This is a genomic window from Nocardia sp. NPDC003979 (genome assembly GCF_053605015.1).
Window position 1 is genome coordinate 54684 of sequence record NZ_JBSGIJ010000012.1, and the last position, 23614, is coordinate 78297.

The 23614-nt window shown below is 66.7% G+C and carries 31 protein-coding genes and 1 tRNA gene; 16 read left to right on the plus strand and 16 right to left on the minus strand.

Annotated elements, in window-relative coordinates; genetic code table 11:
- Window positions 1-44 precede the first annotated feature (44 nt).
- Window positions 45-1193, minus strand: a complete 1149-nt coding sequence (locus tag ACWEVR_RS23455; RefSeq protein ID WP_452468729.1) for a class I SAM-dependent methyltransferase — start codon at window positions 1191-1193, stop codon at window positions 45-47.
- Window positions 1194-1424: 231 nt separating this feature from the next.
- Here ACWEVR_RS23455 and ACWEVR_RS23460 point away from each other — a divergent pair, with 231 nt between their 5' ends.
- The 9 genes from ACWEVR_RS23460 to ACWEVR_RS23500 all read left to right on the plus strand — a co-directional run bounded on the left by ACWEVR_RS23460 (window position 1425) and on the right by ACWEVR_RS23500 (window position 6872).
- Window positions 1425-2003 carry an AMIN-like domain-containing (lipo)protein gene (locus ACWEVR_RS23460; RefSeq protein WP_452468730.1) on the plus strand — a complete coding sequence of 193 codons (579 nt, stop codon included), beginning with the start codon at window positions 1425-1427 and terminating at the stop codon, window positions 2001-2003.
- Between the two features lie 62 nt (window positions 2004-2065).
- A complete protein-coding gene (locus ACWEVR_RS23465; RefSeq protein ID WP_452468731.1) occupies window positions 2066-2488 on the plus strand; it encodes a DUF6153 family protein in 423 nt (140 codons plus the stop codon).
- A 61-nt stretch (window positions 2489-2549) separates the two neighbouring features.
- The gene (locus ACWEVR_RS23470) at window positions 2550-3146 is read left to right on the plus strand and encodes a DUF305 domain-containing protein (protein ID WP_452468732.1); all 597 of its coding nucleotides are present in this window, start codon (window positions 2550-2552) and stop codon (window positions 3144-3146) included.
- A 118-nt stretch (window positions 3147-3264) separates the two neighbouring features.
- Window positions 3265-3780, plus strand: coding sequence for a hypothetical protein (locus tag ACWEVR_RS23475; protein WP_067485963.1), 516 nt, complete (start codon window positions 3265-3267; stop codon window positions 3778-3780).
- 63 nt (window positions 3781-3843) lie between these two features.
- Window positions 3844-5172, plus strand: a complete 1329-nt coding sequence (locus ACWEVR_RS23480) for a serine hydrolase domain-containing protein (RefSeq protein WP_452468733.1) — start codon at window positions 3844-3846, stop codon at window positions 5170-5172.
- 70 nt (window positions 5173-5242) lie between these two features.
- Window positions 5243-5968, plus strand: a complete 726-nt coding sequence (locus ACWEVR_RS23485; RefSeq protein WP_067485594.1) for a GntR family transcriptional regulator — start codon at window positions 5243-5245, stop codon at window positions 5966-5968.
- A gap of 61 nt (window positions 5969-6029) precedes the next feature.
- Entirely contained in the window at window positions 6030-6302 is a 273-nt protein-coding gene (locus tag ACWEVR_RS23490; RefSeq protein WP_133733844.1) for a hypothetical protein, read from the plus strand.
- Window positions 6303-6477: 175 nt separating this feature from the next.
- Entirely contained in the window at window positions 6478-6633 is a 156-nt protein-coding gene (locus ACWEVR_RS23495) for a DUF6131 family protein (protein ID WP_166655728.1), read from the plus strand.
- A gap of 29 nt (window positions 6634-6662) precedes the next feature.
- Window positions 6663-6872, plus strand: coding sequence for a hypothetical protein (locus tag ACWEVR_RS23500; protein ID WP_067485590.1), 210 nt, complete (start codon window positions 6663-6665; stop codon window positions 6870-6872).
- An 18-nt stretch (window positions 6873-6890) separates the two neighbouring features.
- Here ACWEVR_RS23500 and ACWEVR_RS23505 read toward each other — a convergent pair whose 3' ends face one another.
- Window positions 6891-7331: an SRPBCC family protein gene (locus ACWEVR_RS23505; protein ID WP_452468734.1), complete on the minus strand. Its 441-nt coding sequence runs from the start codon at window positions 7329-7331 to the stop codon at window positions 6891-6893.
- Between the two features lie 124 nt (window positions 7332-7455).
- Here ACWEVR_RS23505 and ACWEVR_RS23510 point away from each other — a divergent pair, with 124 nt between their 5' ends.
- The 3 genes from ACWEVR_RS23510 (at window position 7456) to ACWEVR_RS23520 (ending at window position 10681) form a co-directional block, all read left to right on the plus strand.
- Entirely contained in the window at window positions 7456-8943 is a 1488-nt protein-coding gene (locus ACWEVR_RS23510) for a peptide MFS transporter (RefSeq protein WP_452468735.1), read from the plus strand.
- An 89-nt stretch (window positions 8944-9032) separates the two neighbouring features.
- Window positions 9033-10490, plus strand: a complete 1458-nt coding sequence (locus ACWEVR_RS23515) for an amino acid permease (protein WP_452468820.1) — start codon at window positions 9033-9035, stop codon at window positions 10488-10490.
- Window positions 10491-10607: 117 nt separating this feature from the next.
- Window positions 10608-10681, plus strand: a tRNA-Leu gene (locus ACWEVR_RS23520).
- A gap of 44 nt (window positions 10682-10725) precedes the next feature.
- Here the strand turns inward: ACWEVR_RS23520 and ACWEVR_RS23525 are convergent.
- Genes ACWEVR_RS23525 through ACWEVR_RS23585 form a run of 13 tightly spaced genes read right to left on the minus strand, consistent with a single transcriptional unit; the run spans window position 10726 to window position 18434 of the window.
- Window positions 10726-11949: a tyrosine-type recombinase/integrase gene (locus ACWEVR_RS23525; protein WP_452468736.1), complete on the minus strand. Its 1224-nt coding sequence runs from the start codon at window positions 11947-11949 to the stop codon at window positions 10726-10728.
- Entirely contained in the window at window positions 11949-12155 is a 207-nt protein-coding gene (locus tag ACWEVR_RS23530; RefSeq protein WP_452468737.1) for a helix-turn-helix transcriptional regulator, read from the minus strand. Before ACWEVR_RS23530 ends, ACWEVR_RS23525 begins: the two co-directional genes overlap by 1 nt.
- A gap of 14 nt (window positions 12156-12169) precedes the next feature.
- Complete coding sequence (locus ACWEVR_RS23535) at window positions 12170-13936, minus strand: replication initiator (protein ID WP_452468738.1); 1767 nt, start codon at window positions 13934-13936, stop codon at window positions 12170-12172.
- Window positions 13937-13968: 32 nt separating this feature from the next.
- Window positions 13969-14646 (minus strand): hypothetical protein, encoded by a 678-nt coding sequence (locus tag ACWEVR_RS23540; protein ID WP_452468739.1) that lies wholly within the window; start codon window positions 14644-14646, stop codon window positions 13969-13971.
- Window positions 14643-14789 carry a hypothetical protein gene (locus tag ACWEVR_RS23545; protein WP_452468740.1) on the minus strand — a complete coding sequence of 49 codons (147 nt, stop codon included), beginning with the start codon at window positions 14787-14789 and terminating at the stop codon, window positions 14643-14645. The genes ACWEVR_RS23540 and ACWEVR_RS23545 overlap by 4 nt, the downstream gene beginning before the upstream one ends.
- Window positions 14786-14962, minus strand: a complete 177-nt coding sequence (locus ACWEVR_RS23550) for a hypothetical protein (RefSeq protein WP_452468741.1) — start codon at window positions 14960-14962, stop codon at window positions 14786-14788. Before ACWEVR_RS23550 ends, ACWEVR_RS23545 begins: the two co-directional genes overlap by 4 nt.
- A gap of 3 nt (window positions 14963-14965) precedes the next feature.
- Complete coding sequence (locus ACWEVR_RS23555; protein WP_452468742.1) at window positions 14966-15286, minus strand: hypothetical protein; 321 nt, start codon at window positions 15284-15286, stop codon at window positions 14966-14968.
- Entirely contained in the window at window positions 15283-16608 is a 1326-nt protein-coding gene (locus tag ACWEVR_RS23560) for a type IV secretory system conjugative DNA transfer family protein (protein ID WP_452468743.1), read from the minus strand. The genes ACWEVR_RS23555 and ACWEVR_RS23560 overlap by 4 nt, the downstream gene beginning before the upstream one ends.
- Window positions 16608-16883 carry a hypothetical protein gene (locus ACWEVR_RS23565; RefSeq protein WP_452468744.1) on the minus strand — a complete coding sequence of 92 codons (276 nt, stop codon included), beginning with the start codon at window positions 16881-16883 and terminating at the stop codon, window positions 16608-16610. The genes ACWEVR_RS23560 and ACWEVR_RS23565 overlap by 1 nt, the downstream gene beginning before the upstream one ends.
- Entirely contained in the window at window positions 16883-17116 is a 234-nt protein-coding gene (locus ACWEVR_RS23570) for a hypothetical protein (RefSeq protein ID WP_452468745.1), read from the minus strand. The genes ACWEVR_RS23565 and ACWEVR_RS23570 overlap by 1 nt, the downstream gene beginning before the upstream one ends.
- 1 nt (window position 17117) lies before the next feature.
- Window positions 17118-17717: a DUF2637 domain-containing protein gene (locus ACWEVR_RS23575; RefSeq protein WP_452468746.1), complete on the minus strand. Its 600-nt coding sequence runs from the start codon at window positions 17715-17717 to the stop codon at window positions 17118-17120.
- A 1-nt stretch (window position 17718) separates the two neighbouring features.
- Entirely contained in the window at window positions 17719-17982 is a 264-nt protein-coding gene (locus ACWEVR_RS23580) for a hypothetical protein (RefSeq protein ID WP_452468747.1), read from the minus strand.
- A gap of 5 nt (window positions 17983-17987) precedes the next feature.
- Window positions 17988-18434 carry a hypothetical protein gene (locus tag ACWEVR_RS23585; protein WP_452468748.1) on the minus strand — a complete coding sequence of 149 codons (447 nt, stop codon included), beginning with the start codon at window positions 18432-18434 and terminating at the stop codon, window positions 17988-17990.
- 134 nt (window positions 18435-18568) lie between these two features.
- Here ACWEVR_RS23585 and ACWEVR_RS23590 point away from each other — a divergent pair, with 134 nt between their 5' ends.
- From ACWEVR_RS23590 to ACWEVR_RS23600, 3 genes are all read left to right on the plus strand, one after another.
- Window positions 18569-19402, plus strand: coding sequence for a sigma factor-like helix-turn-helix DNA-binding protein (locus ACWEVR_RS23590; protein ID WP_452468749.1), 834 nt, complete (start codon window positions 18569-18571; stop codon window positions 19400-19402).
- The gene (locus ACWEVR_RS23595; protein ID WP_452468750.1) at window positions 19399-20202 is read left to right on the plus strand and encodes a hypothetical protein; all 804 of its coding nucleotides are present in this window, start codon (window positions 19399-19401) and stop codon (window positions 20200-20202) included. The genes ACWEVR_RS23590 and ACWEVR_RS23595 overlap by 4 nt, the downstream gene beginning before the upstream one ends.
- Before the next feature lie 798 nt (window positions 20203-21000).
- Window positions 21001-21156: a hypothetical protein gene (locus ACWEVR_RS23600; RefSeq protein ID WP_452468751.1), complete on the plus strand. Its 156-nt coding sequence runs from the start codon at window positions 21001-21003 to the stop codon at window positions 21154-21156.
- Window positions 21157-22095: 939 nt separating this feature from the next.
- Here the strand turns inward: ACWEVR_RS23600 and ACWEVR_RS23605 are convergent.
- A complete protein-coding gene (locus tag ACWEVR_RS23605; protein ID WP_452468752.1) occupies window positions 22096-22275 on the minus strand; it encodes a hypothetical protein in 180 nt (59 codons plus the stop codon).
- An 82-nt stretch (window positions 22276-22357) separates the two neighbouring features.
- Here ACWEVR_RS23605 and ACWEVR_RS23610 point away from each other — a divergent pair, with 82 nt between their 5' ends.
- On the plus strand, window positions 22358-23326 hold the full coding sequence (locus tag ACWEVR_RS23610; RefSeq protein WP_452468753.1) for an XRE family transcriptional regulator: 969 nt from the start codon (window positions 22358-22360) through the stop codon (window positions 23324-23326).
- Window positions 23327-23614 lie beyond the last annotated feature (288 nt).

Sequence of the window (23614 nt, forward strand, 5' to 3'; positions counted from 1 at the left end):
ACCGTCCGTTCGGACAAATCGGACTCTACCCCGTCGGAGCGCCCCTATCGTTGTACGTCGCGCAGGCCACGGACAGACCGCGTCACCGTGAATTTCTGGTTCCGGTCGATCACGTCGGTCCGCCCGACCATCCGTTCCACCACACCCCGATAGTTCAGGTGCGAGTTGTACACCGTCCACAGTTCGCCGCCGGGGCGGAGCACCCGGCCGGTCTCGGCGAACATCTTGATGGCCGAACCGGTGTGCACGGCCGCGCCCACATGGAACGGCGGATTGCACAGCACCAGGTCGGCGCTGTTGTCCGCGGCCGAGGACATGGCGTCGTCGCGCACCACCGTGACCCGGTCGTCGACACCGTTGGCGGCGGCGGTCGCCCGAGCCGAGGCGACGGCGGCACAGGACTGATCGGTGCCGACCACCCGGATACGCGGACGCGATTTGGCCAGGGCCACCGCGAGAATGCCGGTGCCGCAACCGAGGTCGATGGCCTCGCGGGCGTCGGGCTTCATCCGGTCCAGATGTTCGAGCAGGAATCGGGTGCCGATGTCGAGGCGTGGGCCGGAGAACGCGGCACCGTAGGCCACCACGTCACCGTCGATCTCGATGATGTTCTCGCGCACCGGGAATCGTGGTTCGCCGACGGGTAGCGGTTCACTGACGACGAGCACCCGCGACTTCTGCCTGCCCCGGCCCGCTCGCACCTGGCGGAACGTTTCGGCGAACACCTCGTTCATGGTCGGGGTGAGGTATTTGTCGCGGCCACCGGCGTAGACGACCACGTCGTCGGCGGCGTAACGGGCGATGGCCTCGGCGATCTCGGCAAGCCCGGCGAGCATTTTCGGCAACCGCATCACGACCACGCGGGCGCCGGTGAGCAGGTCCGCGTCGAGCCCGTGCACGGTGAAGCGGTCGCCGAGACCGAGGTTCTTGGCGTTGCCCGCCAGGGCGAGTTCGCCGGTGAGCAGGTCCTGGTGCACCCGGATGCCGCTGTGTCCGTGCCGTACCGCGATCCCGAGGGTCAGCGCGCCGTAGGCGTCGCCGATCACCGCCACCTCGCCACTGCCCGCGCCCGCGAGCGCGTCGGCGGCGGTATCGAGAATCAACCGATCCGCGGCGTCGACGGCATAGAGGTTCGGCGCCTCCACGTCCGGATACCGGCGCAGCCGGGTGAATACGTCCTCGACACTGTCCACGCGACAAGTGTGCTAGATCGTTGCCCCATCGTCACATCCGCCCCTGCCGCACATCGGAACCGACGCCCACATATGCACACCGAGCATGGAAAAGACTGACGGCGAACGGGTTACAGCGATGTGCGCCGACCGCGCTGATCCCGCGGTGCACGCGCCCAGCAAACTCACAGCCTGGACACGCGCCCGGCTGATTCCCGCAACCCTCGAGTTCACCTGAGTACCATCGGTCACATGCGCAACGCCCCCGTGTTCGTGCTGATCGCCGCCGCGGCTCTGGTCCTGCCGAGCTGCGGTCCCGACGACGCGCCCGCCGCGACTCCCTCGACGACGACAACGAGCACCGCGAGCACGTTCGCCGACGCCACCGGTCCGCGCGACAACGCCGCGAAGTCGGGCGAGGCGAGCGTCGGCGCCGCCCTCACCGTCACCGATGTCCGCCTCGGCCACCATCCCGGCTACGACCGGGTCGTCTACACCCTCGGCGGCACCGGCACCCCCGGCTGGCAGGTGGCCTACACCGACAACGCCGTGCAGGACGCCAGCGGCAAGGCCGTGAACGTGGCGGGCAGCTCGATCCTGGAGGTGCGCATCCTCGGTTCGGCCTACCCGTTCGACTCCCCCGTTCCCCCGTTCGCCGGGCCCGATCCGGTCACCGATCCCAGTACGCCGCGCATCACCGGCGTCTACAAGTCGGTGGTCTACGAAGGCGTCACCCAGTCGTTCATCGGGCTCGACGCCGACCGTCCCGGCTTCACCGTGAGCACCCTCGCCGACCCACCGCGCCTCGTCGTCGACATCGCGAACGACTAGTTCTACCCGTACCACGTGCGGGTATTGCGGAGAGCCCCTGAGCACTGGTTAGACTCGTCGCCGTGACCGTCCAGCCGTCGTACGCGCGCCTCGTGAGGGCCTTCGCCGTCGTGCTGCTGCTGGCCGGAATCGTCGCCATGCACTCGGCGGTATTCGTCACCTCCGCACACGACACCTCCGCGCACGCGCACGGAAACGCCGCCCACACAGCCGTCGGTCCGGCTGTCGAAGCGGTACCGGCGCAGAACGACTCGACGAAGGACCACGGCTGCGGCAGCGGCGGATGCACCGAACACGCGGCCGTCCACGGTTGCGTGTTCATCCTCGTCGCCTTGGCCATCGTGCTCGGCTGGATGCTGCTGACCAGGCTCACCGAAGACGCCGACGCCATCCGCCGGGCAGGCAGAACTTGGCGTGGCAGACGCGAACGACCACCGCCGTGGACCGTCCTCTCCCTTTCCCAACTGGCGATTCTGCGGATCTGACAGGTCGGCCCACGCGGCCCCTGTCCGACACCCCACACCCGAATCCCCAGGAGGATCACCCATGTCCATCACCCGTACCGTTCTCGCCCTCGCCGCTGTCGCCGTGGTCGCCGCCGGGTGCGGCGACGACTCGACCACGCACACCACCGAGCACCCCTCGACGACGACGGCGAGCACGACGAGCGCCACGGCCCGCACCGACTTCGACGATGCCGACGTGACCTTCCTGCAGATGATGTACCCGCATCACGCGCAGGCGGTCGAGATGTCGAAGATGGTGCCGAGCCGGACCCAGAACCAGCAGCTCATCGCGCTGGCCGCCCAGATCGAGCAGGCGCAGGCACCGGAGATGCGCCAGATCACCGACCTGCTGACCAGCTTCGGCAAGCCCGCACCGAGCGCCGAGGGCCACGGCGGCCACGGCATGCCCGGGATGATGACCGAGGAACAGATGAGCGCGCTGGCAGCGGCGAACGGCGCCGAGTTCGACCGGCAGTGGCTGCAGATGATGATCGAGCACCACCAGGGCGCGGTCGCCATGGCCCAGACCGAGCTGGCGGAGGGAACCAACCCGGAGGCGAAGCAGCTCGCCTCCAAGATCGTCGCCGATCAGGAGGGTGAGATCGCGACCATGCGCGGCATGCTCGGCCAGAGCTGACCCGGGGTGGCGCCGCGCCGGACCGGCGTGGCGCCACCTGATCGTCCCGAAGCCAGTACGGTCGATGTGTTCGGCCACCGCGACGGTGACCGACGCTCCGGCGAGGGAGGAGAGACAGATGCTGGTACGGGAACGAATGGGGCTCGGCACCGCGCTGGTTGTCGTAGCGGGTGCGCTCACGCTGGCCGCCTGCACCAATCAGGTACCCGGTACCGCCGAGGCCAACCTCACCGATCTCGCCTCCTACACCTCCGAAGTCGCGGCCTCCTCGACCGCGAAGGTGAAGGCGGCCAACGACTCGGCCTGCGACGGACTGCGCGCGGCCAACAAGAGCTCGGTCGCCTCGTTCAACGCCTATATCGAGGCGAGCAACAACCGGGCCCCCGACACCGACACCAAGGCCAACGAGGCGGTTCCGGTGCTGCGCAACAATGCCAAGGACGTCGATCGCAAGGTCACCACGGATGTCATCGCCGAGCTGGCCGACCCGCTGCGCACCTACCGTGACAAGACCAACCTGCTCGCCGACACCCTCGAGCGCCGTGCGCCCACCGACGAACTCAACGGTGTGATCGATCAGTTCAACGCGTCCAAGGACGCGGCGATCGAGGTCTGCAAGCCCTACGGCCGCTAGGCACGTAACAGGAACATCACCGTTCGCGATTGCCACTCCGAGACAAGTCATCGGAGGGGTTGCGTGCGCGGGTTCCTGAAATATGGTGCGGCGATTGCGGTTACCGCATTGTCGCTGACCTCGGCGGCGCTGCTGCCCGTCGCGGCGGCCGACCCGCCGATCGCGCGGCGCTGCGAGGTCAGCTCCGGACGCACACCGCAGGCGGCCTCTCCCGCCGACGTCGCCCTCGACCCCGATCGGGTCGCCGGGGCCATGCGCTTGGCCGTCGACCCCACCCGCTTCAACATCCAGCTCTACCGCAACAACTGCCTGGTGGCGGCCAGCCCACGCAACGCCGAATCCGGTGGGGTGCCGTGGAATCTGTGGAGCGGGACCAAGAGTGTCGTCGCGCTGGTCGCGGGCGCGGCGGTCGACGAGGGCCGCCTCGACGTCGACGCGCCCATCGGCCGCTACCTGCCCGAGGGGCTCGGCGACGAAGGGCACCGCGCGATCACCGTGCGCAACCTGCTCACCGAATCCTCCGGGATGGAGGTGGCCATCGCCGCCGAGGGCGCGACGGGGCTGGCCCAGCTGGACCCGAATGTCGTCGCGCAGGCGCTCGCGATGCCGATCGAACGCCCGCAGGGCACCCTGTTCCGCTACAGCCAGCGCGCGGTCGACCTGCTCGTCTACGTCATCGCGCAGGCAGTCGGCGAGGACTTCCAGGACTTCGCCCAGCGAAAGTTGTTCGACCCGTTGGGCATCGAACGCACCGATTACTACTGGGCCCGCGATCGCGCCGGAAACACCTACGGCCACGCGCATCTGCTGCTCCCACCGGACGACTTCGCGAAACTCGGTCTGCTCGTGGGCAACCGGGGCCGATGGAACGAGCAGCAGGTGATCTCGGACGCCTATCTGCGCGAGGCGCTGTCGCCGTCGCGGGCCATGCCCTGTTACGGCTTCCTGTTCGTCGTCAACGGCGCGCCCTGCCGCCTCGAATTCCCCGGCCTGCCCGACGATGCCGTGAAGATGTCCGGAATGCTGCGCAACGACAGCTACATCGTGCCCAGCCTCGGGCTGGTGCTGAACTGGACCGGCGTCGCCACCCCCGGGATCTCGACGACCTACACCCATGACGTGATGCGCAAGCTGGTCTCGTCGTTCCGCGATGTGGCGGTACCGGATCCGGGACCGTATCGGGAGAAGCCGGACGTGAGCGTCACCGATCCGATGATCGCCCGGCCCGACCCGGTGTTCGGCACCTTCGGCCTCGGCCCCTACGCCTATCCGGGCTGCGGTTTCGTCGAATGTCTCGGCGAGACACCGAAAGCCCCGTTCGCCGACACCCCACCCGGCTGCGTGGTGCTCGGCTGTATCGGCCCCGACCCGCGCACCCCCGGCATCCGCTGACGGCTGGCGTATCCTCGACAACGACCGGACAGGACCAGTAGGGACCGGTTCGTCGAGAGGAGCCAGCCCCATGCCAGCACCGCTGCGAGACAGCGCAGTGCCCAAGCATGAACAGTTGCGCGCGATCCTGCTGCAGAAATGCACGCGCGAACTCCAACCCGGCGATCTGCTCACCAGCGAGCGAAACCTGATGCAGGACTACGGCGTCAGCCGGATCACCGTGCGCGAGGCGGTCGGTCAGCTGGTGAACGAAGGCTACCTGGTCCGGGTGCGCGGTAAGGGCACGTTCGTCGCCCACCGGCCGGTGCAGTCGCGGTTGCATCTGGCCTCCTTCACCGAGGAGATGCGTGCCCTCGGCCATCAGCCGAGCACCCTGGTGCTGGTCGCCGAGGAGGCCACCGCGCCCGAGCCGACGGCCCGCGCACTGCGGCTGCCACAGGGCGCGCGCGCCTATCACGTGCGCCGCTTGCGCCTGGCCGACGACGACGCGGTGAGCGTCGACGACGCGTGGTTCAACCCCGAACTCGTTCCCGACCTCATCGCCCACGACCTCACCGGCTCGCTGTATCGCCTCGCCGCCGACCGCTACGGCAGGCCGATCGAACGCGCCGAGCAGACGGTCGACGCCCAAGCCGCCGACACGGGGATCGCCGCACTGCTCGGCGTCCGCAAGGGCGCCCCCGTTCTGCATTTCGACCGGGTGTCGTTCAGCGCCGACGTGCCGATCGAGCACACCCACAGTTGGTACCGCTCCGATCGGTACCGCGTGCAGATGGAAGTCGGAAGAAGCTCCTGAAACACTCGTATTTCAGATACCGTATGGGCGCCATCACAGTGAAGTGCTCGGAGGTATCACCGTGTCCCTGTCCCCCACCCTCACCCGCGCGGGCGTTCTGACCGCGCTGGCCGCCACCGCCTTGCTCACCGCGGGCGGCACCGCCAACGCCGTCGGCAGCGCCGATTGGGATCTGCTCCCGTCCGGCTCGGTGGTGATCGGCCCGCCGACCGGCAGCGCGGGCTCGGTCGACATCGGTCTGCCGACCGGTTCGGTCGACGCCGACTTCGGCTCGAGCGCCCCCACCCCGCCCCCGCCCTCGGGCTCGGCCGTAATGCCGGGCTCCGCAGGCTGATTCGCGTGGCGCGTCATCTCGAAAAGGTGACGCGCCGCACTCGGAACGGCACCGATCGGGCCGCGAATCCGTTCCGGCGCAATCGAAGCTGTTTCCTCTTCACCGAACCGGGCATACGCCCCACGAGACGCGCCACCCGGTGCGTCTGATCGTTACCCGAACAGGTGAGCTTCACATGATTCTTCTCGGTGCAATTCTTCTCATCGCCGGCCTCGTCTTCGGCATCCCGATTCTCAACACCGTTGGTGTGATCGTGCTCGTCATCGGCCTCGCGCTACTCATCGCGGGCAGCATCGGGCGTCCGGTCGCCGGTCGCAGGCACTACTACTGAGCTGGGCCTGCCATCGGAAAGGACACATCATGACGAATACGCCGCGCATCGTTTCGATCGTTGTGCTGGTCTGGTTACTGATCGGTGTCCTTGCCGCAGGTCAACGCGGCTACTACACCGAGCGCGACCAGAACTGCGCTTCGTTGGGCACCATCGCGGTCACCATGATCGCGGGCCCGCTCAACTACATGGGCGTCAACCCGAAGGTCGACGACTGCGAACTCCCGCAACCCAGCTAGCCGGAATCCGCGCGCGAGCTATCTGGCTCGCGCGCGGATCAGGGCTGCCAACCGTTCCAGAGATTCCTGATTGCGCGCGGCGAAGGCCACATCCTGGGCGAGTCCCGGGATCAGGCTGGCCGGCCCGCGCGCGGCACGTTCGGTCATCCGGATCGTCGTGCGCCCCGGCTCGGCCTCGGCGAGGGTGATCCGGATCCAGGCCGACCCGATCGACCACAGCCGCGCCTCCAATTCCAGCCGGTGCGGCGGTTCGACCGTGCGCACCTCGGTGGTGTCACCGATCAGCACCGGCCACAGCCCGAAGCGGTAGTGGATACGGCTGCCGACGGCGGGCCACTCGGGGTCGACTTCGCGGATGTGCGAGGCACCGACTACCCAGCTGGCGTAGAGCCAGCCGTCGGACAGCGTCGCGAACGCGACCTCGCACGCCACCGGCACGGTCACCTCGGCAGTCAGCACGAGACCAGCGTAATTCCCGCCCGCCCGGTCGGCGCGGCGACGCGGGCCCCGCCCCGCGGCACGCCGAAGGATGACAGATGCGGGAAAATTGCTGTACATCGTTTCGACGTGGGATCGTTCCCTTATGTCCACGCAACACACCCGGCTCGGCGACCAGCCAGGGCCCGCCGATCCGGCGCTCGAACGCACCCTGTTCGGGCATCCGATCGGGCTGACGAATCTGTTCGGCGTCGAGCTGTGGGAGCGTTTCTCCTTCTACGGCATGCTGACGATCCTCGGCTACTACCTGTACTACACCGCCGCGGACGGCGGACTCGGGATCGCGCAGAGCACGGCGCTCGGCATCGTCGGCGCCTACGGCGGATTGGTATACCTCTCCACGGTCCTCGGCGGGTGGATTGCCGACCGGGTGCTGGGCATGGAACGCACCGTGTTCTACGGCGGTGTCGTGGTGATGGCGGGCCATCTCGCGCTGGCCGTGTTGCCCGGATTAGCCGGTGTCGGTGTGGGTTTGGTGCTCGTGGCACTCGGCAGCGGCGCGTTGAAGGCCAACGCCTCCTCGCTGCTCGGCACCCTCTACGCGCCCTCGGACGCGCGCGTGGACGGCGGCTTCACCCTCTTCTATCTCGGCATCAATATCGGTGCCTTCACCGGTCCACTGCTCACGGGTCTGCTGCAGCGCGAATGGGGATTCCACGTCGGCTTCGGCGCGGCCGCGGTCGGCATGGCGCTCGGCCTGACCCAGTACGTGGTCTTCCGGCGCAACCTCGGCACGCACGGGCGTGAGGTCCCCAACCCGGTGACCCGCGCCGAACTGCGGCCGGTGCTGACCGGCGTGGCCGTCGCCGCCGTGGTAGCGGGCCTGGCGATCTGGGCCGGGTGGATCACCCTCGACAATCTCTCCGATGTCACCACCGGCGTCATCGTCGTCGCGTCCATCGCCTATTTCACGGTGATGCTCACGAGCGCGAAGGTGGAGCCGGTCGAACGCACCCGGGTGGTGGCGTTCATCCCGCTGTTCCTGGCCAACGCGGTGTTCTGGTCGCTGTTCCAGCAGATGTTCACCATGCTCGCGGTGTACTCCGACGAGCGCGTCGACTGGCGCATCTTCGGCTGGGAGGCACCCGCCAGCTGGATCGGCTCGGTGGAACCGGTGTGGATCATCGCGCTCTCGCCGCTGTTCGCGCTGCTGTGGACCAAACTCGGCAACCGGGCGCCGAGCACACCGATCAAGTTCGCGCTCGGTGTCATCGGCATGGGTATCGCGTTCTGGTTGTTCGCGCTGCTGTCTGGCTTCGAGGGCAAAACCGTTCCGGTGCTCGCCGTGTTCGCCATCCTCGGCGGTTTCGCGGTCTCGGAACTGCTGCTGTCCCCGATCGGCCTCGCGGTGACAACGCACCTCGCGCCCGCCGCGTTCCGCTCCCAGATGATGGCGCTGTACTTCTTCTCGGTCGGCATCGGCACGTCGATGGCGGGCACGCTGGCCCGCTACTACAGCCCCGACAGCGAAGGCGTGTACTTCGGCGTCAGCGGTACGGCCGCCATCGCGGCCGGACTCGTCGTCGCGGCCTGCGCACCGTGGATCAAACGGCACATGCAGGGTGTGCACTGACCCGCCGGGGTAACTCTTCTCACAACGTTCGCATGCAGAAGGAGAACAACGTGCCGACACCGGCAGAAACACCGAGCCGATGGGGCGGCATGTTCCGCACCAAATCGGTCGAGCAGTCGATCCTCGACACCGATGAACCCGACTCCAAGCTCCGCAAAGACCTGACGGCCTGGGATCTCACGATCTTCGGTGTCGCCGTCGTCGTCGGCGCGGGCATCTTCACCCTCACCGCCCGCACCGCGGGCAATGTCGCCGGGCCGTCGGTGTCGCTGGCGTTCGTGTTCGCCGCCATCGCCTGCGGTCTCACCGCGGTCTGCTACGCCGAGTTCGCCTCGACCGTTCCGGTGGCGGGCAGCGCCTACACCTACTCCTATGCCACCTTCGGCGAGCTGGTCGCCTGGATCATCGGCTGGGACCTGATCCTGGAATTCGCGCTCGCCGCCTCGGTGGTGGCCAAGGGTTGGTCGCAATACCTCGGCACCGTCTTCGGATTCGAGTCGGCCACAGTGAAATTGGGGTCGATCACCTTCGACTGGGGCGCGGTGACGCTGCTGATCGTGCTCGGCGTGCTGCTCGCGGTGGGCACCAAGGTGTCCTCGCGGGTGTCGGCGATCGCGGTGGCCATCAAGCTCGGTGTGATCGCCCTGGTGCTCGTCCTCGGCATCACCTACTTCAAGGCCTCGAACCTGAGCCCCTACATCCCGCCGTCACAGCCCGCCGACGACGGCGCGAGCGGCCTGCACCAGTCGCTGTTCTCGTTCGTCACCGGCGCCGGTGACAGCAGCTTCGGCTGGTACGGCCTGCTCGCCGCGGCCAGCCTGGTGTTCTTCGCGTTCATCGGTTTCGACGTCGTCGCCACCGCCGCCGAGGAGACCAAGAACCCGCAGAAGGCGGTGCCGCGCGGCATCCTCGGTTCGCTGCTCATCGTGACCGTGCTCTATGTGGCCGTCACCCTCGTGCTCACCGGCATGGTGCCCTACACCGAGCTCGCGGGTGAGAACGCCACGCTGGCAACGGCATTCGCCATCCACGGGGTCGACTGGGCCAAGACCGTCATCTCCATCGGCGCCCTGGCCGGCCTCACCACCGTGGTGATGGTGCTGTTCCTCGGCCAGACCCGCGTGCTGTTCGCCATGGCCCGCGACGGCCTGCTGCCCCGCTGGCTGGCCCACACCGGCAAGCGCGGCACCCCCGTGCGCCTGACCGTCATCGTCGGCATCGTCTGCTGTGTGCTCGCCGGTTTCGTCGAATTCGGCACCCTCGAGGAAATGGTCAACATCGGCACCCTGTTCGCCTTCGTGCTGGTGTCGGTCGGCGTCCTCATCCTGCGCCGCACCCGCCCCGACCTGCCCCGCGGCTTCCGCGTCCCGCTCGTCCCCCTCATCCCGATCCTCGCCGTCGCGGCCTGCCTGTGGCTGATGGTGAACCTGTCGGTGGAAACCTGGCTGCGCTTCCTGGTCTGGATGGTGCTCGGCTTCGTGATCTACTTCGCCTACAGCCGGCACCACTCCCTGCTCGGCAAGAAGGAGGCGTTGGCCAAAGACTGACCAGCGACGATAGCTCCCCGGCCCGGATCGGCGCGCTCCCCCGCGACACGCCGATCCGACCGGGTCTACCGCCAAAATTCCGGTACACCCGTACGAGTCGCTAGGCTGTCGGCGGACGCCCCTATAGCCCAATTGGCAGAGGCAGCGGACTTAAAATCCGTCGAGTCTGGGTTCGAGTCCCAGTGGGGGCACTTCGGTGCCGCAGGTAGGCGCCCTGTCGTGGCAGTTTTCACGGTCAACTCGCCTGCTCAGTCCGCAGTGAGTCCGCAGCAGCTCGCGCACCCTTGTCCATCGCTGCCGCCACCGGGTCGAGATCTTCATCGAACAAGTGGCCGTAGAGATCCAGCGTCAGCGTCGCCGTCTTGTGCCCCAACATCCGCTGCACGACCTTGATGTTGCCTCCCGCACTGATCGCCAGCGAGGCAGCCGTATGGCGCAGGCTGTGAGGCACCAGACCGGGCAGCTTGACCGCAGTCGCGGCAGGATCGAATACCCACCGGAACTCCCCCAGCCCGAGCACCTCACCCTCACGCGAGGGAAACACGTAGTCGGTCGGCTCCATGCCGTCGACCTGGTTCGCGAGGTAGTCGGCCAGGTACTCAGGGAACGGCACCGATCGGCGTGTGTGATTCTTGGTGTCGCCTTCCACGATGCCGAGGCCAGTGACCGCAGTTGCTGAACGGGAAATCGTGATCCGTCGACGCTGAAAGTCGATGTCACACACCCGCAGCGCGGCAGCCTCACCGAACCGAATCCCGGTGTAGGCCAGCGTCAGCACGAGCGTCCGGAAGCGTCCCGATGCCACCGACAGTTCGAGCACCTGGCGGTGAGTGAGGTACTGCCGTTCTGCTGGCGACTTGCTCGGGAGGTCGACCTCAGCCGCCGGGTTGACCGCCAGACGCTTGGACCGGATAGCGAAGCGGAGCACCTGGTCGAGCACCTGATACGCCTGGATCACCCGCGACGCCGACAAGCCCTGCCCCTTGAACCGATGCCCGCCGGACACCGACAGCTCGACAACCCACGCCTGTACGTCCTCGAATTCGATGTCATGCAGCGGTACCGATCCCCAACGAGGAATCACGAGCGTATCGAGCAGCGAGCGATAGCCCGCCACCGTCTTCGGTTTTCTCAATTGCTTTGTGGTGAACCATTTTTCAGCCACCACCGAGAACAGAACCCCGCTCCGGTCGGGATCGACCCACGTACCCGTAACCACCTTCGTCGTGACGTCACCGTCGAGGAAGGCTTGCGCGTCCGCTTTGACCGAGAAGGCACGCGACCGCTCGACGCCGTTCGGGTCCACATAGCGAGCACGCCACCGCTTGCCCTTGCCGTGACGCTCCTCCGACTTGACCTTCTTCTTGGTCACCTTGCCCGTCACCGGGTCGACCACTTCGACCGTGGGGAACCAACGATCCTCGATACCGGTTCGCGGATTCCGTCGCGTGGCAGACATCAGGCAGCCTCACGGGTTCCGGTCATGCTCTCCTGTTCAGCGATCCACGCCAGGATCACCGACTTACGCCAGACCCGACGACGAGCGCCGAGCTTGAAACTCGCCGGACCTTTGCCGACGTGCGCCCACCACCGCCAGGTCGCTTCGGGGATGCCGGTCAGAGCTTCGCAATCCTTGGCCCTCAGGTACGTGTCTTCGGTGTTCATCTCGGGGTTCCTCCCTATGCTGCCGTGAACTGCTGAACGGACGAAAGTTGCTGCGGAACAACGGTTTCATGTGAATCACCCGGCGGTCCTTCGTCTATCGCGAGGCGGGCCGTTGTGTACTCGGCGCGTTCGTTGATCCGTCGCGTGATCAGGTTCATCACCAGATGTGAGCGCGGGGGCGCGTCCTTGTCGCCGGGGCGTACCGGGGTGATCCGCAGGTGCGAGGTGTCCGGCTTGACGATGCCGACGCGGGCGAGTTCGGCGCGGACGAAGTCGAGGCGATCGGCCTTGTGATCCGGGATCGTTTTGCCCGACCACTTGCCCGAGTTCAGGCAGCGGCGACCGGGCAGGCCGAGGGTTTCGCGGCGGTGCGCGTTGCCCTTGCACCGGCCGGGCTGGGTCTTCTCGTTGGCGCCCTTGGGGACGATGCCGTAGCGCAACCAGACCCCGCAGCGCGGCGAGCACGGGGTGTCTTGCAACTCGGCGTGCAATCGGTCGTAGTGCACGGCGACGCGGGTCGAGTCCGGTTCGAGGACTTCGCCGATCGACTTCGTGAGGTACTTGGTCAGGTACCGGACCTTGGTGTCCATCTCCTCCGAGCCGCCGAGGATCGGCACCGGCTTGGCCTGCCCACCGAACCGCATCGTGTGCGCCGGTTCCAGGTCGTCTACCTCGTCCATGACCGCCAGGGCGTCGTCCCAGTAGGTGAGTGGCTTGTGGGTGCGGGGGTCGACGAAAGTGCCAGCGGAATAGTCCCAGACCGGCATGTTGGAGTCGGTGTAGACGGGGCGATCGAAGTGCGGCCACCACACATTGACGTAGGTCGCGGCCGTCACCTGGTACAGCAGTTTGGTCGGGATGGAACCACGGATCGCGATGTGCAGGTGCGGGGCACCGCGTTTCTGAGGTTCGACCGAGGCCCAGTACTGCACGTTCCAGCCGACCGCGCGGCGAAGGTTCTGCACCCACCGGTCGAACAGCTTCGCGAGGTGGATCGTGTCGCGGGCTTGGCGGGTGTAGTCGTAGGTCTCCGGTTCGCGCGGGGATCCATCGGAGACCCACGCACCTCGCTTGTCCTTGCCGCCTGTCGGGTCCCAGACGCGGTTGATCGCCCCGTACGACGGCAACGTGAGCGTGAAGAACGTCGAGGGCCGGTACTTGCCACCCGCGTACGCCTGTCCGATCGTGACGTTCTTGTCCACCTTCTTACGCGGCAGGTCCGGCACATCATCCCGGCGACGAGTCGACTTCGCTTTCCGGCGCGGCTTCTCATCCAGGGCGGGGAGTCGGCCACGCACGCCGAGTTCGCGGAGCTCGGTGTCGAGGTCGGCCACCAGAGCCTTGATCGCTTCGGCGAGTTCGTGATCCCCGGCGCGGCGAGCATCGTGGTAGTCGGTGAAAAGCAGTGCGCGAGCGCCGAATACGTCCTGCTGCGCTTGCGTGACGACCGGCTCAGGGTCGGCGGGTTCGTGTTCGGCGCACCACCCTTCGCGGAGCTGGGTCATGCGCAGATACCGGTTCGCCTTGGCGCACGCGGGGCAGACCGAGGCCACGGTCGATTTGCACGGCGCACCCACGTACGAGGTGCGGGAGGTGATCGGGTCGAAGGCTCGCATGGGCACCACCCGAGCGCACACACCTTCCTTCTCGGCCAGGTGTTCGGCGATATCGGTGATGTCGGGCATCGCGCGACGATCGGCAGCGGTTTCCCGGTTCGGTGCCACACCGACGACCGGCGCCGTGGAATAGCCGAGGGAGGCCGTAACGGTCGTGTTGGACATGGTGCGGCCTCCCTCAGTCGTGGTGGGTGTGCTCATGCGGCTTCGGTGCCGGGAACGGTCTTGAATCCGGCGATGGATGGGATCGGGGCGAGGACCGGTTCGGCCAGGGCATCTGATCGGCGGAAGGTGATTTCGAGCAGGCCTGGGCCGACGAAGCGGATTCGGGCGTGGCCGGTGCCGAAGGCGTGGGCCAGGTGCACGACCCGGTTTTCCCAGTCGGCGGGGCTGTGACCGTGCAGCATCTTCGTGCGAACCGTGTCCGACGTTTCCCCGATCCGCACACTCACCAGTCGCGGGACCTGCACCCCACCCGGGGCACCGGAGCGAGACAACCCGCACGCGGTGATCACCGTGGCCCAGTGACGCCGGTACCGGAACCACGACAACCAGCGGGAACGGATGCGACCGGACAGCCAGCGCTCGAAGGTCTGCGGACTCCTGTGTCGCCACAGCACCATCCCCGCGACAGTCACTCCGGCCACCCCGACCGCGAACGGCCACCCGAACAACCACCCGGCCACCACCGCCAGGGCGAGGGGCACCGACAGCATCGGGAACAGCAGCGCCCACCACACCAACCGGAACACCCCCGCGACAGCGGCGATCATCCCTCGCCCGATCAAATCCATGACCTCATCGGAGAACCCACCACCGTTGCTGGTCGTGGCCACGGTCCCGGTCGGGGTGTTGTAGGTGGTCGTGCGGATCATGACGTCTTCCTTCGGTGCAGATCGGTCACGGGGAACAGCTCGAGTTGATGGGCGGTCTTCTTCACCGCAGCCACTTCCTCAGCCGCCTTGACGACGACCGGATTCGGTTGCCGCTCAGCGGGTTTCGGCTTCCGGTCGCTCATGCCGCGTCCCACCCGTCGGGGCTGTAGTAGTCGTCCCAGGCCGGGGCGGTGCCGGTCTCAGCGATCACGGCGGCCGCGACGGTGGCCGGATCGAGGCCGCGGGCTTCGGCACGGCAGCGAGCGCGGGCGGCGAAGTCGATCACGTCAGCCAGGCCGGTGTTGTAGTTCCGCATTGCTCAGTTCTCCTGTGTGAGTTCGGATTTGGTGATGCCGCAGGTTTGGCAGGCCGGTTCGACACCCGAGGCGGGCCAGATGCCGGATTGCCAGGACGGGGGCCAGCGGTGCCCGTTGGTGGCGCATTCCTCGGTGGCCGCGCAGCCGTCGCAGGTGATGCGGTCCCCGTCGTAGGACCAGGCGCAGGCCTTGACCCCGAGGAATCCCACGGCCTGGTGGGTGGTGTCGAAGCAGATCGATTCCCCATCGGCGTCGGTGAGGACATCGCCGCAGGTGTCGCAGTAGATGACGACGTGGGATTCGGTGACCAGTCCGCGTTTCATGCCGCACGCCCCATCGGGTTGTCGTCTTCGCCGGGGATGTAGTCCGGGTCGAAGGTGGTCGGGTCGAAATCGTCGTCACCGTCAGCGTCGGGCGCGGTGGTGATGGTGGGTGTCGGGGCGTAGGCGTCGACAATCGCGTCGATCTGTTCGTCGGAGACCCAGAACGCCCGCACCCGCACGAACTCGGTGGTGCCGTCTTCCCCGACGTAGCCCACACCCGGTGTGGTCTCAGGGATCTCGTGGCACAACGCGCCGCGATCCTTGGCGCCGTGGCCGTGGATCATCGAGGTTTGGGACGGCTCATCCAGGCGCAGCCCGATCCGCACCGGGAACAGTTGCCGGAACGGCATCGTTTCCTTGGACGGGTCCTGCAACGCGGCGATGACCGACACCCCGACCGCACGCCCCTGCGAGAGCAGCAGCCCTAGGAGGCGTTCGAACTCCTGGCGCTGTTCACGCGTGGCATACGCCGACAGGGCGGCGGCCTCATCGATCACGATCAGGATCAGCGGTGCGTCCGTGGTCGGGACGTGCTTGCGGATACCGGCCGAGCGCAGTTCCGCAGCCCGGTTCCCCATCACCTCGACCGCTTCGGCGAGCAGGCCGAGGATGCCCTCAGCGGTCCACTGGAACCGCACCCACATCCGGGAGCCGCGCCCGAATTCCATGCCGCCCTTCGGGTCTGCCATCCACACATCCACGAACCCGGCTTTGATCGCCGGACCGATACCTCGGATGATCGACCACAACACCGAGCCCTTACCCGAACCCGTCGCACCGGCCAGCAGGATGTGGGCATACAGCACCCGCAGCAACCACAGTTGTCCGTCCTCACGAACCCCGGTCAACACCGCTTCCAGATCGACACCGGTCGAGGCCATCACGCCGGGCACATCGACCGCAGCGGCGAGAGTGTCAACTGTCCGCAGCTCCACCCGCACGAACGACGGGCCCGACTGCCGCACAAGCACTTTCGCGACACCGAGATAGTGCGCGAGAGCGTCTCGGGTTTCCTCATTCGTCCAGTCGGTGAGTTTCTGCCCGCCGATCATCTGCACGTCGAACACCGCCCCCGACGGGATCAGATCGACCCCGCCGACGACGTGAGGCCACCCGGTCTCCGAACCCAACCCGAGGGCCAACCACATCAGCTTGAGGTGACGAACATCGGTCAACACCAGAGCAGCGGTCCGCAATTCGGCCGGGATACCGGCGAACGGGTCGACCTCACCCACCGACCGGGCAGGACTGTCGAGGTGTCGCCACCACAACATCAGCCCCGAAGCCAACACGGCCGCGATCGGAACAACTGTCGACCCCATCACTTCACCCCCGACGAATTCAGAGGCAACGAGACCGGGCCGTCATCGCAGAACGCCACGCAACCGGGGACTTCGGGGCCGGGCAGCGGCATCGAGGCCGGACCGTCCTCGCAGAACATCGAGCACCCCGGCACCAACGGGTTCACCGACGACACCACACTCGGACCGTCGCCGGACTCCTCACCGCCCAGCAACATCGGCACGACCACCGGGGTCGACAGCAAACCCAGCAGCGCCACGGACACGACCACCAGACGGGCAGACGGGGCAGGCATCACGCCACCACCCGCAGCGTCGAGGCGTAGACATCCAGAGCGGCTGTCAGCTTGTCGATCAGTACCGCAGTGTGTGAAGGACCCAGCAGCACCGACCCCTTACCGACAGTGACTGCCATGACGCCGAAGACCGGCAGATACACCACACCGATGCTCTCGCCGAAGGTGCGGGGATTACGGCCATCCGAGCCACTGCCATCGTGGATCACGATGAACGGGGACATCTCGGGCATCTCAATTACCTCCTGAAGGGATCGGGACCGCGACAGGCAGCAACGGCGGCGCTGAACGCGGAGAAGAATGGAAAGTCGGCACCGACGCGGGGACCGGGCCAGGAAGTGAGGGTTCGACCGAGGGCGCCGGATCAGGCGCGACGGCAGGTGTTTCCGACGTCGACTCGACCACGGCGGTCGGAGCCGAATCGTGTTGTGCCGCACGGCGAAGCAGGACCAGGCCGTGTGTGTCGATCAGCAGCGCCAGGGGCGGGATCGCGGCGAGTAGGGCACCGCCCCAACCGTGGCCGGTCAGATAGGCGTGGATCGAGTTGCTCGACACCGACACCGCCGCCCCACCGACGAGGATGCGCGAGAACCAGGCCCGCTCAGCCGACTCCGGCGGCAGCGCGACCACCGCCATCGTGGCTTGGATGATGGTGCCGTCCACGATCACCGGGAACAACCACGCCAAACCCCGTGGCGTGCCACCCATGATCGCGAGGTCTTGCAGGGCCGCGAACGACAACACGAACGCGGCCCCACCGATACCGATCAGAACTAGGACGGCGGACCAGCGCGCCCACCGCATCCCCGAGGACTGCTGATCCGCCGTACCCATCTCAGGCCGCCTCAGCCTGAGCCACAGCCTGCTCCTTGGCCGCGTGCTCGGCCGCATCATGAACCATCAGCAGCTTCGGAAATTCCTCGGCGAGCTGGCGAACGTGCTCGATATCGAGGAACACCGTCGAATGCGCGTCCCTGGTTTCCAGCCTCACCCAGACCTTGGCCGGGTGCACGAAACCGAAGGTGTCATCGACGCTGGCCGGGTGGTACTCGACAGTGACCGAGTCGAGCAGGATGGCCGACATACTCACGCGAGACATGGCGATCACGCGGCCTTACGTGCTGCAGGCTCGTTGACCTTCGCGCCCGAGTTGTCACCGACGATGCCCGTGGCCCGGATGTAGAACCCGATCGACTTGAACTCACCGTTACCGATCACACGCGGCTTGAGCATCAGCCCCTCCAACTGGATCGGGCGGAAGCCGGGCATCACCTCGGCCGCCGACGGCACCGGGATCACATCGGAGATGAACGTGATGTCCAAACCGGTGTTCCTCGCGCCCTTGCCCGCACCGGCCGGGTCCATCACCGTGGCCTTCCACATCCGCTTACGCGAACCGTTGCCCTCGCGATCCATGTCGATCTTCTGCCGCTTCGGGGCATTGCGGTCCGAACTGAACTCTTCGTCCGGCTCGATATCACCGACCAGCATCAAGCCCTGAGGGAAGACAGCGGCGAAGTCGGTCGGAATCCACATGTCCTTGAGTGCCATGTCATATCTCCTATGCGAGTCAGAATTGAGGCCCCTAAACTTTCGGTGTCCGCTCCTGCCTGGGGCGGTTTAGGGGTGTCAACTCAGACTAGGGCGGTCGCTTTCTGTCGTCAAGGGGTTCTAAACTCGCAGTTGTGGCTACCGAGGATGAGTTCGACGCGATCCGCAACGACCCCGACCCGATCAGGCAAGGGCTACGTGCCAGCGAACTCATCGGCGTCTATCAGCAGCGGTCGGCAGAGCTCGCACGGTTGCGCAAGATCGCGATCGAGCGGGCGTACCGCGAGCACGGCTTGAGCTACACCGAGATCAGTGAAAAGCTCGGACTCACCAAGGGCCGCATTAGTCAAATTCGCAGCTCAGCCCCCCCAGCGGAGCGGGCATTCTTCGGCGTCGGGCCGGTGGCGATCGGTGTTCCTCGCCGCATCGGCGTCGAAGACGGGCGCGAACGTCCCTACATCGACGGCAACGACGAGGCTACGCGGGACAAACTGGTCGCCAAGATGGGCGAATTATCCTTGGCAACAACGCAATTCGGCATCAGACCCGACACCGAGGACGTTCCGCCAGGCGATTGCATCATCGTGTGTGGCCCGAAATCGGCACCGGTAGCCCGCAACCTCCTCAAGGGTGATCCGCTGTTGGCGTTCGACCGTACCGAGGCCGGATGGGCGATTGTCGACAGCCGCGGGGAGAGTCGGCACTTGTCCCCGTATCGCACCGACGGCACCCGCAAGGACATCGGCTACCTCTCGCGCCGGATCACCGGCAATCGTGTGATCGTCCATATCGCGGGGATCACCGCAGTCGGCTCCGAGGGCGTCGCACACTGGTTGACCGCCAACCTGCCCAAGGTCTACGACCCTGCCGCGCAGCTAACAGACTGCATCATCGAGTGTGAGTTCGACGAAGACCTCCACGTCACCGGCAGCCACCTCCTTGCCGGTCCGTACTCGGTGGCCGCATGAGCATCACCGTCGAATCCGCGCAACTCCCGGCCAGTTCCGACGAGGACTGCTTGTCTGTCACCGACCGCGCCGTAATCGTTCTCGACGGTGCGACAGCTCACGATCCCGAGATGCCGTCCGCAGGGGCGTACGTCGACTTCCTTGCAGCGGACCTCGCCAAACGGATCGAGGAACCGTCGCCGTTGGCCGACATCCTCGAGCAGTCGATAGCGAGGACGGCCGCCGTGCTCGGAATTGAACCGGGGATTGCCCCGTCGAGCACGGTGGCACTCGTCCGCATCGAGCCCGAAGCGATCGATGCCCTGGTCTTGGGAGATTCGTCGGTGATCGTCGGTCTGCGCGCCGGGGGTGTTGACGTGCACACCGACGACCGTCTCTCACGGCTTCGGTTGCCAGAGGCGGACGTCTACCGCCGTTTCCTGGCAGACGGGCAAGGCTACAGCGGACGACACCGGAAGGTGTTGCAGGACTTGCAGGTAGCCGAGCGTGCACGGCGCAACCGCCCGGGCGGCTACTGGATTGCCGAAGCCGATCCCGGGGCCGCCCAACATGCGATGCAAGTGCGGTATCCGCGCGGTCAGGTCGCGTGGATCATCGCGGCCACCGACGGCGCGTTCGACCTCATCCCCGCTCTGGGAGTCACGTGGCCGCAGGTCGCGAGCATGTCCACCGCCGAGCTCGAACGACTACTCCACGAAGTGCACACCTGGGAAGCTGAGGCCGATCCCGACGGCCAAGCCCTGCCCCGGGCGAAACGCCACGATGACAAGACCGTGGCCGTCGTTCGTATCGACCCGTAGCCGCAATCCTCTTCCACCGTTCAGCGCGAACGGCGATTCCCGCAGCCGATCACGTTGGAGTCCATCGGCCTGGTTCACTACACCCGAGTTGTGCAGCGCCCGCACTTCATGAGGTTGTTGCTGAATTTCGCTATATAGAGTCAAGGCGCCTGCGGCGGCGCGTGCGCGCCGCCGCCGCGCTTCGACGCGCGGCCAGGCTGGTAAGGCGCCGCCTGGGCGCGTCGACCGCGTCGGCGACGAGCACGCGCATACGGCAGACGCCGGAGCTCCCGAATGCTCAATCCGCCCCGACCCGGAAGCGTTGACGAGCACGAGGAACCAGCCCGTCAGAATTGCTGAACGATTCACGAGCCCGATTCGGCCCGGCATAGCCCCGATCGACGGCCCCCAGCACACCGACACTCGAACGGTGCTGCCGCACGAGCTTCGCTCGCTTGCCTCATAGACCCATCTGCCGGGACTCGTGCACGGGGTCACCGAACCTGCCACCAGTCCCGGCGAGTGGTCGCCACTCTGCCCCGGTCGGTTGTCTTGGTCCGGTCGGGTCGCGGCATGTCCAGTCGTTCTGTCCTGTTGGTCATGGCTCACGTTGCGACGCATGCAGTTCCGCAGCAACGCTCACCAGGTTTCCTCTCCGGTCGTGGCGGTCTGACTGATCCGAGGGCTATCACGACTACGGCGGGCATCAAGGGCGCCTACGGCGTCACTACGTGATTGCTTCGCAACCCTTGACACCCACCGCAGCCGTGATCGAGACGCCCTCAGTCAGACCACCCCGACCGGAGAGGAACCCCGATCATGAACATCACCACCGCCCCCATCTGCTGGGCCTGCGAATCCGCCCCCGCCACCACCGTCCTGCCCGAACCCGAGCACGGCCCGTGGCGCCCCTACTTCGCCTGCGAGCCCTGCCTCGACGCGTACCGCGAGACCGAGCAGCTCGAGTACCACTGACCACCGGGAGGGGGCTTCGGCCCCCTTTCTCACCTCCTGGCCGCCGTCAACGAAGCCGGTAGCGGGTCGCCAACGACGTCGACCCCAGGCCACAAACTCCCTGCTCGGCGAATTGCTGAACGAACACGCCGACGTCGATGAGCGCCAGGAGGACGCGAAGGCTCAGCGTTCTCGCAGGTCAGGCACCGTGCCGACGTCGACGAGCGCCAGGAGGACGCGAAGGCTCAGGCCAAGGTCAGAAGCCGCGGTGAGGTCGGTGGTATCGCGACCGGTGGCCGCGTGGCCCTGTTCTGGGTTGGCCTGCATTGTGATCCCGCGCCCCTCACACCTCAAGGGCGCCTATCGGCGTCACTACGTGATGGCTACCGCCACCCTTGACCTGTGAGCCTCTGCGCGTGAAAGGCAGGCCTTATCGGGCAGGCGGTGAGCCAGCCCCACGGTGTGCGCAACCCAACCCAGCACAGGGCCATTCCTGGTGCAGACATGCGAAATCGGCGGGGGTTTTAGGCCACCGCCGAAATCGTATTCAGTCCGCAACAGGTCCGCAGTTGGTCCGTACACCACCAACCGCACCAACGTTCGTAGGCACCATTTCCGCAGGTGAGCTCTCAGTGCCGACAATTACCAACGAAGCCGTGACCTGCAACAATGCAGCTTGCCAAACTTAAAATCCGTCGAGTCTGGGTTCGAGTCCCAGTGGGGGCACTTCGGTGTCGCAGGTAGGCGCGGTGCACCGGTTGCTCCGGGCAGGTTGAGTGCGCGCCGTGCCACCCCCGTGCCACCCCGGTAGCGCGGGCGGGTCGGCTGCGTGGCGTCCGCGTGCAAGGCGTCGCTCGATGGCCGACACAGTGCGGTCCGGCGGGATGCGCTCGGGCCACAGCACTACCCCGATGATCACGGCCAACGGCAGGCCGATCGCAACGGCGAAACCCAGCGTGGTCATCCGTCCGCCCTCGTGCCTGCGGGCTCGTGCGACTGCGGAGCGGTGTCGCGCTCCTCGGCTGCGGTGAGCCAGGCCTCCACGTTGTCGAGCGAGTGGATCATCGGGTGAATGCGCCCACCGCCGGAGAGTTTTCGCCATCGTCCGCGCAGCTCACTGCGCCCGATGCGCCGCGACATTCCACGGCATCGGCCCGGCGGTGGGGCTGAGAACTACTCTCGGGGACTACCGAGAAATTCACCCGCCCCATACGGTTTACCTATGTTTACCGATGGCGGGGCGGTGACCGGAAGCCTGTTGCGCGAGCTGCGCACAATCGCCGGAATCGGCCTGCGAACGATGGCCGCGCGTACCTGCTTCACCACCGGTTACCTGTCGTTGGTCGAGACCGGGCGCAAGCCGGTGACCTCGGCTGTCCTGGCCGGATACCGTGCCGTACTGGGCGATCCGACATTGGGGCTTGCGAACGTGGACCCCGAGCGGCTACAGGCCACCGTTACCGACCCGTCCACCGCTGGAAGTTCCAGCCTGGAGGACGTTGCTGTAATCCTCGAGCGCACAAGGCATTTGGAAGATGTAGCGGGTGCCGAGCTAGTTGCGCCGGTGATCCGAGGGATGGACGGGATAGCGCGGGCGCTGGCTGCCGAGCGCGTAGGTGGCAGCGCGGCGGCGTGTATGGCATCGGAGGTGGCGCGGTATCGGGGGTGGCTGGAGCACGCCATCGGCAGCCCGCACGTCTCCAACCGCGCCTTAGAGGATGCGGCCGAGTTGGCGGAGGTGGCCGGAGACCGTTCCCAGCTTGCGCATTCCTTCAGCTTTCGTGCGTACACCGCCCGCCACCAAGGCGACACAGCGCGGGCCATCGCACTTACCGACGCCGCAATCGGTGTGGACGGGACACACCCGATTCTCGGCGTGTACGACCGGTACCAGCGCGCAGAACTCCTCGCATTACGTAAGGAATCACGGCAGGCAGGTAAGGCGCTCGCCTTGGCCGACAAGGCTGCCGAGGCCGCCGACGGGATTGCGCTGCCGAGCTTCGGCTACTGGTACACAGCCGGATTCTGGGGCGTTCAGCGCGGCGTCGTGCTGGCGCTGCTCGGGCGTAAGGCCGACGCCGTTGCCGAGGCCACCCAGGGCGTTGGGGCCATGCCCTCCGCGCACCATTCCGCCGGGTGGCTGGCGTCGATGCTGGCGCAGATCGACCCCGAGATGGGCCAAGGCGCTTAGGCCGCCAGCCCGCTGAGCGACGACCAAACAACGGCACCACATTCGACGGAACCTCAACCACCGGAGCAGTAGTAATCGCAGCCGGGGCGGCGTTCCCGCAGCAGGTTGGCCGCGCCGCCGTCCTCTTCGGAGATTCAGTCGCCGTACGCCTCGTCACCATCGACTGTGATCGAAGTGGTGCGGCTCCGTCAGCCAGCTCACGATCAGTCCTCGACGTCCTCGTCTCCCAGTGCGGGTGGTGCCTCTTTCGGAGCTACTGGCGGTGGCGACACCGGCGCGCCGAGGCCG

Coding starts and splice junctions, on each gene's coding strand:
- ACWEVR_RS23460 (WP_452468730.1), top strand. CDS start 1,425: ATGCGCAACGCCCCCGTGTTCGTGCTGATCGCCGCCGCGGCTCTGGTC.
- ACWEVR_RS23470 (WP_452468732.1), top strand. CDS start 2,550: ATGTCCATCACCCGTACCGTTCTCGCCCTCGCCGCTGTCGCCGTGGTC.
- ACWEVR_RS23475 (WP_067485963.1), top strand. CDS start 3,265: ATGCTGGTACGGGAACGAATGGGGCTCGGCACCGCGCTGGTTGTCGTA.
- ACWEVR_RS23485 (WP_067485594.1), top strand. CDS start 5,243: ATGCCAGCACCGCTGCGAGACAGCGCAGTGCCCAAGCATGAACAGTTG.
- ACWEVR_RS23495 (WP_166655728.1), top strand. CDS start 6,478: ATGATTCTTCTCGGTGCAATTCTTCTCATCGCCGGCCTCGTCTTCGGC.
- ACWEVR_RS23500 (WP_067485590.1), top strand. CDS start 6,663: ATGACGAATACGCCGCGCATCGTTTCGATCGTTGTGCTGGTCTGGTTA.
- ACWEVR_RS23510 (WP_452468735.1), top strand. CDS start 7,456: ATGTCCACGCAACACACCCGGCTCGGCGACCAGCCAGGGCCCGCCGAT.
- ACWEVR_RS23515 (WP_452468820.1), top strand. CDS start 9,033: ATGTTCCGCACCAAATCGGTCGAGCAGTCGATCCTCGACACCGATGAA.
- ACWEVR_RS23525 (WP_452468736.1), bottom strand. CDS start 11,949: ATGTCTGCCACGCGACGGAATCCGCGAACCGGTATCGAGGATCGTTGG.
- ACWEVR_RS23530 (WP_452468737.1), bottom strand. CDS start 12,155: ATGAACACCGAAGACACGTACCTGAGGGCCAAGGATTGCGAAGCTCTG.
- ACWEVR_RS23535 (WP_452468738.1), bottom strand. CDS start 13,936: ATGTCCAACACGACCGTTACGGCCTCCCTCGGCTATTCCACGGCGCCG.
- ACWEVR_RS23540 (WP_452468739.1), bottom strand. CDS start 14,646: ATGATCCGCACGACCACCTACAACACCCCGACCGGGACCGTGGCCACG.
- ACWEVR_RS23545 (WP_452468740.1), bottom strand. CDS start 14,789: ATGAGCGACCGGAAGCCGAAACCCGCTGAGCGGCAACCGAATCCGGTC.
- ACWEVR_RS23550 (WP_452468741.1), bottom strand. CDS start 14,962: ATGCGGAACTACAACACCGGCCTGGCTGACGTGATCGACTTCGCCGCC.
- ACWEVR_RS23555 (WP_452468742.1), bottom strand. CDS start 15,286: ATGAAACGCGGACTGGTCACCGAATCCCACGTCGTCATCTACTGCGAC.
- ACWEVR_RS23560 (WP_452468743.1), bottom strand. CDS start 16,608: ATGGGGTCGACAGTTGTTCCGATCGCGGCCGTGTTGGCTTCGGGGCTG.
- ACWEVR_RS23565 (WP_452468744.1), bottom strand. CDS start 16,883: ATGCCTGCCCCGTCTGCCCGTCTGGTGGTCGTGTCCGTGGCGCTGCTG.
- ACWEVR_RS23570 (WP_452468745.1), bottom strand. CDS start 17,116: ATGCCCGAGATGTCCCCGTTCATCGTGATCCACGATGGCAGTGGCTCG.
- ACWEVR_RS23575 (WP_452468746.1), bottom strand. CDS start 17,717: ATGGGTACGGCGGATCAGCAGTCCTCGGGGATGCGGTGGGCGCGCTGG.
- ACWEVR_RS23580 (WP_452468747.1), bottom strand. CDS start 17,982: ATGTCTCGCGTGAGTATGTCGGCCATCCTGCTCGACTCGGTCACTGTC.
- ACWEVR_RS23585 (WP_452468748.1), bottom strand. CDS start 18,434: ATGGCACTCAAGGACATGTGGATTCCGACCGACTTCGCCGCTGTCTTC.
- ACWEVR_RS23595 (WP_452468750.1), top strand. CDS start 19,399: ATGAGCATCACCGTCGAATCCGCGCAACTCCCGGCCAGTTCCGACGAG.
- ACWEVR_RS23600 (WP_452468751.1), top strand. CDS start 21,001: ATGAACATCACCACCGCCCCCATCTGCTGGGCCTGCGAATCCGCCCCC.
- ACWEVR_RS23605 (WP_452468752.1), bottom strand. CDS start 22,275: ATGTCGCGGCGCATCGGGCGCAGTGAGCTGCGCGGACGATGGCGAAAA.
- ACWEVR_RS23610 (WP_452468753.1), top strand. CDS start 22,358: ATGTTTACCGATGGCGGGGCGGTGACCGGAAGCCTGTTGCGCGAGCTG.